Below are 12,642 nucleotides of genomic sequence, written 5' to 3' on the forward strand. Positions count from 1 at the left end.
GCTGCCTGGGTTTCCAGCTCAGCAAAATCCAGTGTGGGCCGGCCGTCTACGTCAACGGTACCGATATCGACACGCTCCATGCCGTTAATTTTCGGCGCAGCCAGCAACGGCGGATAATTGGGCGTTTGCACCATCACTTTATCACCGGGCTTACAATACGCTTTAATGGCAATGTTAAATGCCGGCACGACGCCCGGCGTCCATACCAGCCAGTCAGGATCAATAACCCAGTCGTGTTTGTCTTCAAGCCAGCGCTGAACAGCCTCAATAGCCGGCTTGTACTGTGCCGGCAATACATAACCCATGATGCCGTGATCAACACTGGAAGAGAGAGCATCCAGAATGGCGGGGGCGCAACGGAATTCCATATCGGCAACCCATGCCGGAATGATGTCCTGACCGGCGTATTTCTGCCATTTAAAAGAATAGGTATCCTGACGGGAAGGCGTATCGTCGAAATTGAAAGGCACGTGAGATTTTCCTGTGTTGCAGTGCTAAAAGAGAGTGCGAGAAGGCCCCTGCGGGCCATATCTTTGTGCCTGTAACACTACAACGATTAACGGTCAGCTTCAATCCACCAGTTGCTTAACTTTCTGCACCAGGTTTTCTGTTGTGAACGGTTTGGCAAGAAACTGGGTGGCTCCGCCTTTTTTCGCTGCGATTACCGTGTCACGTGTGGCATCAGCCGTCAGTAAGATGAAGGGGGTTTTCAATCCTGCTTCACGGCACGCTTTCAGCAACGTTAAACCGTCGTATTGGGGCATGTTCTGATCACTGATGATCAAAGACAAATTATCCTGCGGCTGGTTGACTAAAAAGTCATGCGCCATTTCACTCCGGCTGAAAGCAAACACATTAGCACCCAGCTCTTCTTCCAGTGCATAGGTCACAATGTCTAACGTTATTGTATCATCATCTATCACCGCGATGGTGTATTCAGCCACACTTTACTCCTTAACAGCATGCTACAGCAGCTCTGAACTATTTCTCTTTCCGGACATTCCGGCGTTCAATGTACACATATACATTGCCGGCTCCGGCGCAACATGAAGAATAAGTCTTATTCACCGGGATTGAAACAATACTTCAGGCGAAAAAAAAGCGTCCATCAGGACGCTTTTTCAAAAATACTCAGTACTTATTTCGCACGACCGGCACGTTTACGGTCGTTTTCAGTCAGCAGCTTCTTACGAATACGGATGCTTACCGGCGTAACTTCTACCAGTTCATCGTCATCGATAAATTCCAGCGCCTGTTCAAGAGACATCTTCACAGGTGGAACCAAAGTTTGCGCTTCATCAGTACCTGATGCACGCACGTTTGTCAGTTGCTTACCTTTCAGGGCGTTTACTGTCAGGTCATTGTCACGGCTGTGAATACCGATGATCATACCTTCGTAAACTTCAACACCGTGTCCGATGAACAGACGACCACGTTCCTGCAGGTTAAACAGGGCGTTAGTCAGTGCTTTACCCATTGCATTGGCAATCAGTACACCGTTCTTACGCTTACCGATAGTACCGCCTTTGTGCGGACCGTAATGGTCGAATGTATGGTACAGCAGACCAGAACCAGAAGTCAGGGTCATGAACTCAGTCTGGAAACCAATCAGACCACGGCTTGGAATGATGAAGTCCATACGAATACGGCCTTTACCATCCGGGTTCATGTCGCGCATTTCTGCTTTACGCAGACCCAGCTGCTCCATGATAGAACCCTGGTGCTCGTCTTCACAGTCGATAGTCAGCGTTTCGAACGGTTCCTGCAGCTCGCCGTCAACTTCTTTCAGGATTACTTCCGGGCGTGATACCGCCAGCTCGTAACCTTCACGACGCATGTTTTCAATCAGGATACCTAAGTGCAGTTCACCACGGCCTGATACGCGGAATTTATCCGGGTCAGTCGTTTCTTCAACGCGCAGTGCCACGTTGTGTACCAGCTCGTCCTGCAAACGCTCAAGGATGTTACGTGAAGTCACGTACTTACCTTCTTTACCGGCAAACGGAGATGTGTTCACCTGGAACGTCATAGTTACTGTCGGCTCATCAACACTCAGAGGCGGTAACGCTTCCACTGTATTAACGTCACACACAGTGTCAGAAATTTTCAGTTCGCCCAGACCGGTAATCGCGATGATGTCACCTGCGCTTGCAGAGTCGACTTCATGACGCTCAAGACCTAAGTAACCCAGTACCTGACCCACTTTACCGTTGCGCTTCTTACCATCAGCACCAACAACAGTAACCTGCTGGTTCATCTTCACGCTACCGCGCTTAACCCGACCAACACCGATTACGCCAACATATGAGTTGTAGTCCAGCTGAGAGATCTGCATCTGGAATGCACCGGCAGGGTCTGCATTTGGCGCTTCAACCTGATCCACGATTAACTGGAACAGTGGCGTCATGTCTTCGCCTTTGGTGTCTGCATCCATTGATGCCCAGCCGTTCAGTGCTGATGCATAGATAACCTGGAAGTCTAACTGCTCGTCAGTCGCACCTAAGTTATCGAACAGGTCAAAAACCTGATCCATTACCCAGTCAGGACGTGCGCCCGGCTTGTCAATTTTATTGATTACTACGATTGGCTTCAGACCCTGAGCAAACGCTTTTTGCGTTACGAAACGGGTTTGCGGCATAGGACCTTCCTGCGCATCAACCAGCAGCAGTACACAGTCAGCCATCGACATTACACGCTCTACCTCACCACCGAAGTCGGCGTGTCCCGGGGTATCTACGATGTTGATGCGGTAGTCATTCCAGTTAATGGCGGTGTTTTTCGCCAGAATGGTAATACCACGCTCTTTCTCGATGTCGTTAGAGTCCATTACCCGTTCCTGGGCTTCGCCACGGCTTTCCAGCGTTCCGGATTGCTGTAACAGTTTGTCAACCAGAGTCGTTTTACCATGGTCAACGTGCGCGATAATCGCGATATTGCGTAATTTATTAATATCAGTGGTCATTGGGTCAAAGCCTTGGAAATCAGCGTTGCAGATGTAAGAAAAACATCAGGCAGATTTGATTGCTAAAACGGAATAGTAAAATGTGCGCGGATTGTACAGAAATTCCTTTCGCTTTGCGCATCTTTTTTTATTTTTCTTTGTGACACTTTTCTGGATTGTGTGCGGATCTAATTTATTCCAATGTTTTATCAATGATCCTACTAGTATCCGGGTTTGCTTTGTTCTAGTCTAAGCATCAGTTCTTATCTTCATATACTGCAATTTCTGCATTGTCACAGCCTTTATTCTTCTGCTCCGGTTCGAATCATGCCGGTACGGATAAATCACGGCTTAATAATGTTCAGCAGTCCGATAGAACCCGATGAATCATAAAACATCCTTACGCACCAAAACAGAGCTACATTGCACCATTTCAGTGCATTTGCGTTTAGGGATTTTTGTGCTACTGCCTGCTAAGCCGCGTTTTACCGTCTTCTTGTAAGTGGCATGAAAATAGCTTTAATGATTCTCAATTATTTTGGAGTGAAATTGTTCATTCCACGTTTATTCTAATAAATCCGGAGGACACGATGTCAATAGAAAAGGCATTAGAGCTGATCAAAGAAAGCGAAGCTAAATTTGTAGACTTACGCTTTACCGACACAAAAGGTAAGGAGCAACACGTATCGATCCCTGCAGGTCTGGTCGATGACGAGTTCTTCGAAGAAGGTAAGATGTTTGATGGTTCTTCAATTTCTGGTTGGAAACACATCAACGAATCAGACATGATCCTGATGCCAGACGCAGCATCTTGCGTTGTTGACCCGTTCGCAGAAGAGACTCAGGTAAACATCCGTTGTGATATCGTTGAGCCGTCTACCCTGGAAGGCTACGACCGTGACCCACGCTCTGTTGCACGTCGTGCAGAGGAGTTCCTGAAGTCTACTGGTATCGGTGACACTGCGTTCTTCGGTCCAGAGCCAGAATTCTTCCTGTTTGACGATGTGAAATTCCACACTGACATGGCGGGTTCTTTCTTCAAGATCGATTCTTCTGAAGCAAAATGGAACTCCGGTGCAGAATTCGAAGGCGGTAACCTTGCTCACCGTCCTGGTGTAAAAGGCGGTTACTTCCCGGTTCCACCAGTAGACTCAGCACACGACATCCGTGGCGCAATGTGTCTGGTTATGGAAGAAATGGGTCTGGTAGTTGAAGCTCACCACCACGAAGTAGCAACTGCTGGTCAGAACGAAATCGCTTGTGCTTTCAACACGCTGGTTAAGAAAGCTGACGAAGTTCAAATCTATAAGTATGTCGTACACAACGTTGCAAACGCATACGGTCAGTCTGCGACATTCATGCCTAAGCCTCTGGTTGGTGACAACGGTTCTGGTATGCACGTTCACCAGTCTATCGCTAAAGATGGCAAAAACATCTTCGCAGGCGACAAGTACGCTGGTATGTCTGAAGAAGCGCTGTACTATATCGGCGGTATCATCAAGCACGCCCGTGCAATCAACGCATTCACTAACGCTTCTACTAACTCGTACAAGCGTCTGGTACCAGGCTTTGAAGCACCGGTTATGCTGGCTTACTCTGCACGTAACCGTTCTGCGTCAATCCGTATTCCTTACGTAACAAGCGATAAAGCGCGTCGTATCGAAGTACGTTTCCCTGACCCGACTGGTAACCCTTACCTGGGCTTCACTGCTATGTTAATGGCAGGTATCGACGGTATCATCAACAAGATTCACCCTGGTGACTCTATGGATAAAGATCTGTACGACTTACCACCAGAAGAAGCAGCAGAAATCCCAACTGTTGCCAGCTCACTGGAAATGGCTCTGGAAGCGCTGGACAACGACCGTGACTTCCTGAAAGCTGGTGGCGTTATGACTGACGACATGATCGATGCATACATCGGTCTGAAGTCTGAAGAAGTGACTAAGCTGAACATGTCTACTCACCCTGTTGAGTTCGACATGTACTACAGCGTATAAGCCATTAGCTGATTTGATTTGAAAAAGCCCGCATCTGCGGGCTTTTTTTCGTCCCGGCTTTTGCTAGACTGAGAATTCTTTCGTTGTGAAAATGGTGTCCGATGATACTTCGCATTTTGCTTGTCACCGCTTTATTCGTGCCTTCAGTACAGTCACAAACAATTTATAAAGTCGTGAAAGAAGACGGTACCGTTCTGTATACAGACGTGCCACAGGACGGCGCAGAGACCCTTGAGTTCGAAGCCAATACCAGTAACGTTGCAGACAGCCCCGACATCAAAGCCTCGCAACAGACACAATCCCGCGACAAACAGCCCAACTATAAAGTATCCATTTCCTCTCCGGAACCGGAAGCCACAATCCGTAATAACAACGGTCAGTTTTCTATAACGGCCGCTACCACCCCGGCCTTCCGTGGCCGCTACCGTCTTACATTCGACGGCCAGCCAACCCGCATCAACAGTAGCGGTAAGTTCAACCTCACCGGCATTAACCGCGGCGCCCATACTTATCATATAGACATAATTGATAATAAGGGCAAGACTCTTGCATCATCTCCTCAGCAAACACTTTATTTGCATCAGGCATCAGTGTTTATCAATAACAATTAGCGTTCTTTGGTGGCGCAGCCAGCGCACCATGCGGGTTCATCAGAAAATTTTATTTTGGTGCAATCAACACCGTTTGAACGCGTTAAACTATAATGCACCATAAAAGTGCAAATGAGGAATGCTCGGCATGCAAGCCACCGAGTTTGAAACAAACCATTTATTGAACAACCTGAACACAGCGTTGGTAATGGTCAACGAACGGTTGCAAATCGTTTATGCCAATCACGCAGGGGAAGCGTTGTTCGAGACTGGGGTGAAGCAGCTCTCCGGACACAAGCTATCGGACTTTTTTGCACCGAACGCCATCAATGATGCCCGTTTGCGGGCGGCAATTCGTCGTGGCGAAGACTTTACCGAAAACGATTTGCGTCTGTGCTTCAAAGACGGGCGTTGTGTATTGTCTGATCTCACGGTCACTAACCTGAATACCGATGACGGCCCAAAACTGATGTTTGAGGTGCGCCGTATCGATCAGCAACGCCGCATCTCCAGAGAAAATCAGCAAAATGCCCAGCATGATGCCGCCAGAGAACTAATCCGCGGCCTCGCCCATGAAATTAAAAATCCCTTGGGGGGAATTCGCGGTGCAGCCCAGTTGCTGGAAAAAGAGCTGACAAATCCCGACCATAATGAATTCACGCAGATGATCATCGAGCAATCAGACCGGCTGCGAAACCTGGTTGACCGTTTGCTCGGGCCCAACGCGCTGCCAAGGCTTGAGTGGAGTAATCTCCATCAGGCGCTTGAGAAAGTGCGCAGCCTGATGAGGGTCGACTCAGATAACCCAATCACTATCATCCGCGATTACGACCCGAGTATTCCGGATCTGAAAGTAGACCAGGACATGATTCAGCAATCGGTGCTGAACATCTTAAGAAACAGTGTTCAAGCGCTCACAGAAGCGAAAACACCGTCACCGCAAATACGGCTTGTTACCCGTATAGACAGACAAATGACCATTTTGGGTAAGCGGCACTCTCTGGTGGCCAAAATCCAGATCATTGATAACGGACCGGGTATTCCCGCCGCAATCAGAGATACCCTTTTCTATCCCATGGTTAGCAGCAAGCAAAACGGAAGCGGGCTGGGCCTGTCTATTGCACAAACATTAATAAATCACCACGGCGGAAAAATTGAGGTAGACAGCCATCCGGGCCACACCGAATTTACGCTATATCTCCCTGTCCCCAGAAAGGAGTCGGATAATGAATAATGAATCCGTATGGATTGTAGATGACGACAGCTCAATCCGCTGGGTTCTGCAAAAGGCATTACAGGCAGCCAATATCGGGTGTTTGAGTTTTGAGAATCCTGAAGATCTTTTACTGCAATTACAAAGTGGTCAGCGCCCTGAGGTTATCGTTTCAGATATCCGTATGCCTCAGATGGACGGCATGACACTGCTGGGGGAAGTACATAATACTGACCCGCTCATTCCGGTCATCATCATGACCGCGCATTCTGATTTAGACAGTGCTGTAAATGCCTACCAGAGTGGTGCGTTTGAATACCTGCCAAAACCCTTTGATATCGACGAAGCCGTTACGCTCGTGCAGCGGGCGCTGGCCCATGCAAGGGAACAGAGCCGGCAAAATCAGGTACCTCAGGATGAAGCGGTTACTGAAATTATCGGTGAAGCGCCGGCCATGCAGGAAGTTTTCCGTGCCATCGGCCGGTTGTCCCGCTCCTCCATCAGCGTGCTGATTAATGGTCAGTCCGGTACAGGTAAAGAGCTGGTTGCTCATGCCCTGCACCGTCACAGCCCCCGGGCGGCCAATCCGTTCATTGCACTGAATATGGCAGCCATTCCGGCAGACCTGGTGGAATCAGAACTTTTCGGTCACGAAAAAGGCGCCTTTACCGGCGCACAAACTGCCCGTCAGGGCCGTTTTGAGCAGGCAAACGGCGGTACCCTTTTCCTTGATGAAATTGGTGATATGCCGCTGGACGTTCAGACCCGTTTGTTACGGGTACTGGCTGACGGACAATTTTATCGCGTCGGCGGACATCAGTCGGTGACTGTTGATGTACGGATCATCGCTGCAACCCACCAGAATCTGGAAAAACGAGTGGCAGAAGGTAAGTTTCGTGAGGATTTATTTCACCGCCTGAACGTTATCCGTATCCACATTCCGTCGCTGGCAGAGCGCCGTGAAGATATTCCTCTGCTGGCAAGACACTTCCTGCGCCGTGCTGCGAAGGAACTGGATGTAGAAACCAAGTCGCTGAGTAAAGATGCAGAGAAGCTGATGACCCGCCTGCCCTGGCCGGGTAACGTACGTCAGCTGGAGAACGTGTGCCGCTGGCTTACCGTTATGGCAAGCGGACAGGAAGTTTTACCCGGCGATCTGCCGCCGGAAATCCACTCAGAGGGCACTATCGAGAAAAGCGGCGGTACCGCTACCGGCGACTGGCCTGAATTACTGGCAAGATGGACTGACAGTCAGCTTCGTGAAGGACACTACAATATCCTGAATGACGCCATGCTCACGTTTGAGAAAATCATGCTGGAACGTGCACTCAGTTACACTCATGGCCACAAACAGGATGCCGCCAAGCGTCTTGGCTGGGGTCGGAACACGCTGACCCGCAAGCTTAAAGAGCTGGATGTGAACGGCTGAATAACGCCAGACGCAAGTCTCCGCGGTTTTCTCAAATAAAAAAGCCCGGTGCAGAAGTTCTGCACCGGGCTTTTTACATGAATAAATTCACTGTTCAGGCGACTACGCCGTGAAGGAAATTACGGATTCTTCGTCAGCAGGCTCGTCATGGCCTGATTAAAATGCCGCACCCATTTCATGCTGAACTGCCCTTTGGCAGCCCGGTTCAGTTCAATGACCGCCTGCTTTTTAGACATCCGCGAGTCCTGATTATGTGCCCGTGAGTGGGTCATGGCATCGTAGGTATCGAGAATGGCCAGCAGTTTAGCACCGTCACAAATATCATCTTCTTTCAGGCCCAGCGGATAGCCACTGCCATCTACCCTTTCATGGTGCTGCATCACAATTTTTCGGGCGTGATCCCACTGATCGAGATGCTCCAGTAATCGGGAGCTTTTGTACACGTGAGAACGCATGAGATTAAACTCGGCGTCAGTGTACGGGTCTGTTTTGTTAAGCAGGTGCAACGGCATGAACGCCATACCAAAATCGTGCACGTAACAGGCAACAGACAACTGATCGTCATCGATGGGACTGCCTGCTTCATGATTGATGTATAACGCCAGCTTTGCAATCCGGTCGCCACGCCCGGCCCAGTAATTAGAACGGTGTTCGATGGTTTGCATAAGGTCACGGAAAAACAGCATATCGGCCCGTTTTTCGGCACTCAAACCTTTCAGTATTCCGGTATTCGCTACCGTCTGCGGGGGTTTTGCAGGTGGCTTTTCGCCTTCCGCTACAGCCTTATCCTCTGTACCGGCATATTCACCGGTATCAATGTCCAGATCCGGATTTAGCAGCAATACCGCATCAGCCAGCAGTTTGTCATGATCAGCATGGTTGTCCGGCGTGATCCGCGTGATCGCCAGCACCAGCTGTTCATGAAGATTGCCGTCGTATTCAGCACAACCGGCATTCATCACATCCTGAACAAAGCTTTTCACCCTGTCCATGGTCAGCAACACCAGGTCACTCATGGTACTGGTGTAGTTAATCTGCCCTTTACGCAGAAAATCCAGCAAATCTTCAACGTGCTGAAGCAAAGGGATCATCGGACTGAAATTAACCAGCCCCAGGTCACCTTTGATGGTGTGGATAGAACGGAACAGGCTGCGTTGCAGTTCATTATCTTCCGGACGCAATTCCAGCTCTATGAGGGTTTGTTCGCTGGATTCATAAAGTTCGTTGATTTCCTCCATCAGGTCACTGAGGATATCTTCTTCAAGTTCTTCCGGTGTAAACGTCTGCATTTTATCTGGTTACCGCATTAAGCATGTATTTAAGTTATATCATCTGATCGGCAGTTTCGCTAATCGGCAATAGTGTTCTTTTGGCTAAATTTTCAGACTGATCGGATAACTGAACTGCTCTCAATCCCGTATACTTCGCGGCAAAACATAAAACAGGAACAGTAGTGTTAGCAATTCTTCGCGTAATCGCGCTCTTTTTCGCATTCATTCTGATAAACATCGTTGTTTTAGTGGTTTGCGTGCTTCGCCCTTTTCACAAGAATAATGTTCATTTCGCCGGCAACGCTTATGCGCAGATGTCCCGGATTATGGGGCTTAAAATCATTGTCCGGAAAAGTGATGCGGTGAAGGAAGACACCCCGTACGTGTTAATCGCCAATCACCAGAGCAGTTACGACATCATCACCATTTGTAAGGCGGCTCTGCCCGGCGTGGTGACTATCGGTAAGAAGAGCCTGAAGTGGATCCCCGTATTCGGACAGATTTACTGGTTATCGGGCAACATTATGATTGACCGGAAGAACAGCGGTAAAGCGCGGGATACGTTAAAAATCGCTGGTAAGAAAATCCGCGAAAAAGGGACATCCGTGTGGGTATTTCCGGAAGGCACACGAAGCTACGGCAGAGGTTTACTGCCCTTTAAATCCGGCGCATTCTGGCTGGCTCAGGCTGTTAAAGTACCGGTTGTCATGGTTACTGCCAGCGATTTACACGAAAAAGTAAAGTGGAACCGCTGGAACAACGGTGTGGTGCTTATCGATATTGATGCGCCGGTAGAGCTTACCCGCGAGCATTCCCCGAAAGGCTGGACGGAACATTTCCATAAAGCCATGGAAGAGAAGTTCGCCCGTCTTAACGAAGAAGTGGCACAAATTGAATCTGCAAAGAGATAGCATCCTGCCGTTCAGTTAATTACACTAGGGCAAGTTGACGTTTTTGAGAGATAACATGAATCAGTTTGATGAACGGGAAGAATGGTACGCGTTTAACCAGGAAACCATAGAGGCACTGCTGGAAGACGGCAGTCAGGCGGATGCGGTGTACACCATTGAGCATCACCTTGCTTCCAATGATTTCGATAAACTGGAAAAAGCAGCCGTAGATGCGTTCAAAGCCGGTTTCGAAGTGTCTGATGCAGAGGAGTTGGTATTAGACGACGGCGGTACTATTTTCTGTTTTGACGCGATTGTTGAGCGTGAGCTGGAACAGGAAGCGCTGGACAAAGACACAGATGCGCTGCTGAAAATTGCTGATAAGTGCGATGTGCACTACGACGGCTGGGGCACTTATTTTATGCCCCGCGACGAAGAAGCAGACGAAGACGATGAGGATTACGACGACTGATACGTTGTCTGACTCATCAACAGAAGCCGGTGTATACTGCATGAAGTATCACCGGCTTTTTTGTTCAGCAACGATGTCGCGCTGATCAGTTACCACCTTCTGTCAATGAGATAGTATGGTGCAGCAACGCCCGGGTTCCCGGCAGTCCGTGGCCCGGCAACACGATTTTCGCCTCAGGGTATCTGGCTAATACCTTCTGCACTGACGGCCCCCACTCTTCCGGACTGGCATCACCGGTATAACCTAAACTATCCGTTTCTGCGCTGCGGATAAGACATCCGCCCACCAGAATGTTTGCTCCGGCCAGCCAGACCACACTGTTATCCGGCGCATGTCCAGGGCCCGGGTAGAACACTTCAACACCTTCTGCCAGAGCATAGGTTGTACCGGTAATTTCCTGTTTTGCCAGTGGCTTGCCCTGCTCCTCAAGAATAGCATTAGTCATTTTCGACGCATGTGTATCTATGCCTTTGCTGTTCAGCAAACCAATGCCCGCGGTACGGTCTTCATGGGAGTGACTGGAAAACGACGTTGTTACAGGCATACCACGTGCTGCGGCCCAGTTCAGTAGCTCCGCGGTATCCTGCTCCGTCCACGGCGTATCGATAATAATGCTGCCCTGTTCAGACAGAATAATCACGCCGTTGGACTCCACCAGCCCGAATCCGTCTACCTCCTTGTATGACAGATGCAGCCACACATCATCCGACAAAGGTAACAACTGCATTGCCTTTTGCTCCGGTATTTCTTCCCCGTGCAGGGCGAAAGCAGACAATCCCCACACCAGCAACGCCGTCAGTTTAACGAACCGCACCATGAATAATTCCGTAATCAATGAGTCTGATCATGTTTATATCCCGGCCAGTACATCCCGTCTACGGATAACCCGTTGCGATGCACAGATAAAGGGGCAAACTGTCAGCGGTTAAGACTGCTTTCAGCAACCGTTCAGTTTACGCAGGCGACACTAAGCCCGTAGTCAGCCAAAGACAAGAGGAATGATGATGCTGAAACAAACATTGAAACCGTTATTTGTTCTGATGGGCATTACCGCTCTGCAAGCGCCGGCACTGGCAGAAACAACGGAACGGACCACTGAAGCCAGAGAGTTTCAGTTCGGTGAAGCGTACACCCCGAAAGACGGCGACTTTATCAGAAACGACACACTGGCCAGCGTTACCAAAGCCACAAAAAGCAGTAAAAAGCGGGCAGCTGTGAATGCCGTTGTGAATACCGACTTCTGGATTTACGATGCATGGACTGAGCGCTTCAACGACGCCGATTATGACGGTTATGCCACGACGGTTTCTGTAAGCTTTGATGCTGATACTGTCTATGCCGAAGTACCAGTTTATGCCGTCCTTTACCTGGGTGATGCTGACAGTTTCTACCCGGTACACGAGTCATCCGTGTTTTACATTTACGGAGAAAGTACCAGCGATGAATTTGTGATAGAAACTGACCTTATCACCGGCTACCGTCCATTCGACTATGACATCATGATTGAGCTGTACGACGCGCAGACAAACGAACTGCTGGCTGTTGCCGATCATACAAGTGATGCAGACTTGTCTTATGTGCCCCTTGAAAGTCAGGACTACGACCGCGTCATTGTTGAACAGGAAACCGTGGTGGAAGTAAGGGAGCACGGCGGAGCCCTGTACTGGCCCTTCCTTGCCGGCCTTATGGGCATGGGGATATGGAGAAAGTTATCACACCGCACGCGCCGGTAGTATTTTACTCCCGGGGCTGTTCAAAGAGAACAGCCTCTGTTTTAACGCTTTTTTTGGCATACCTGTCCATTCAGTGCCACAATAAAGTATGACTCAGGACTAA

Annotated in this window: 12 protein-coding genes; 7 read left to right on the forward strand and 5 right to left on the reverse strand. The window is 49.3% G+C overall.

Going from position 1 to position 12,642, the window contains the following annotated elements; genetic code table 11:
* From AC4PME_RS00640 to typA, 3 genes are all read right to left on the reverse strand, one after another.
* The coding region (locus tag AC4PME_RS00640; RefSeq protein WP_491529475.1) for an aminotransferase class I/II-fold pyridoxal phosphate-dependent enzyme at nucleotides 1-470 on the reverse strand (470 nt) is incomplete at its 3' end.
* A 99-nt stretch (nucleotides 471-569) separates the two neighbouring features.
* A complete protein-coding gene (locus AC4PME_RS00645; protein ID WP_119502305.1) occupies nucleotides 570-944 on the reverse strand; it encodes a response regulator in 375 nt (124 codons plus the stop codon).
* Between the two features lie 194 nt (nucleotides 945-1,138).
* The gene (typA, locus tag AC4PME_RS00650) at nucleotides 1,139-2,962 is read right to left on the reverse strand and encodes a translational GTPase TypA (protein ID WP_491044533.1); all 1,824 of its coding nucleotides are present in this window, start codon (nucleotides 2,960-2,962) and stop codon (nucleotides 1,139-1,141) included.
* Between the two features lie 569 nt (nucleotides 2,963-3,531).
* On the opposite strand from typA, the gene glnA reads away from it, so the two are divergent.
* From glnA to glnG, 4 genes are all read left to right on the forward strand, one after another.
* Nucleotides 3,532-4,941: a glutamate--ammonia ligase gene (glnA, locus tag AC4PME_RS00655; RefSeq protein WP_490709632.1), complete on the forward strand. Its 1,410-nt coding sequence runs from the start codon at nucleotides 3,532-3,534 to the stop codon at nucleotides 4,939-4,941.
* A gap of 101 nt (nucleotides 4,942-5,042) precedes the next feature.
* Complete coding sequence (locus tag AC4PME_RS00660; protein WP_491044532.1) at nucleotides 5,043-5,552, forward strand: DUF4124 domain-containing protein; 510 nt, start codon at nucleotides 5,043-5,045, stop codon at nucleotides 5,550-5,552.
* Nucleotides 5,553-5,679: 127 nt separating this feature from the next.
* Nucleotides 5,680-6,765, forward strand: a complete 1,086-nt coding sequence (glnL, locus tag AC4PME_RS00665; RefSeq protein WP_119502309.1) for a nitrogen regulation protein NR(II) — start codon at nucleotides 5,680-5,682, stop codon at nucleotides 6,763-6,765.
* Nucleotides 6,758-8,173 (forward strand): nitrogen regulation protein NR(I), encoded by a 1,416-nt coding sequence (glnG, locus tag AC4PME_RS00670; RefSeq protein WP_119502310.1) that lies wholly within the window; start codon nucleotides 6,758-6,760, stop codon nucleotides 8,171-8,173. The genes glnL and glnG overlap by 8 nt, the downstream gene beginning before the upstream one ends.
* A 119-nt stretch (nucleotides 8,174-8,292) precedes the next feature.
* Here glnG and AC4PME_RS00675 read toward each other — a convergent pair whose 3' ends face one another.
* Nucleotides 8,293-9,462 (reverse strand): HD domain-containing phosphohydrolase, encoded by a 1,170-nt coding sequence (locus AC4PME_RS00675; RefSeq protein ID WP_119502311.1) that lies wholly within the window; start codon nucleotides 9,460-9,462, stop codon nucleotides 8,293-8,295.
* A 164-nt stretch (nucleotides 9,463-9,626) separates the two neighbouring features.
* Here AC4PME_RS00675 and AC4PME_RS00680 point away from each other — a divergent pair, with 164 nt between their 5' ends.
* Nucleotides 9,627-10,355 (forward strand): 1-acylglycerol-3-phosphate O-acyltransferase, encoded by a 729-nt coding sequence (locus AC4PME_RS00680; RefSeq protein WP_119502312.1) that lies wholly within the window; start codon nucleotides 9,627-9,629, stop codon nucleotides 10,353-10,355.
* 55 nt (nucleotides 10,356-10,410) lie between these two features.
* A complete protein-coding gene (rraB, locus tag AC4PME_RS00685) occupies nucleotides 10,411-10,806 on the forward strand; it encodes a ribonuclease E inhibitor RraB (RefSeq protein WP_119502313.1) in 396 nt (131 codons plus the stop codon).
* 85 nt (nucleotides 10,807-10,891) lie between these two features.
* On the opposite strand, the gene bla is transcribed toward rraB, so the two are convergent.
* Nucleotides 10,892-11,623 (reverse strand): subclass B1 metallo-beta-lactamase, encoded by a 732-nt coding sequence (bla, locus tag AC4PME_RS00690; protein WP_119502314.1) that lies wholly within the window; start codon nucleotides 11,621-11,623, stop codon nucleotides 10,892-10,894.
* A 187-nt stretch (nucleotides 11,624-11,810) separates the two neighbouring features.
* On the opposite strand from bla, the gene AC4PME_RS00695 reads away from it, so the two are divergent.
* Nucleotides 11,811-12,539, forward strand: coding sequence for a choice-of-anchor H family protein (locus tag AC4PME_RS00695; RefSeq protein ID WP_491044531.1), 729 nt, complete (start codon nucleotides 11,811-11,813; stop codon nucleotides 12,537-12,539).
* Nucleotides 12,540-12,642: the final 103 nt, after the last annotated feature.

The sequence above is a fragment of the Alteromonas sp. genome (genome assembly GCF_984505615.1).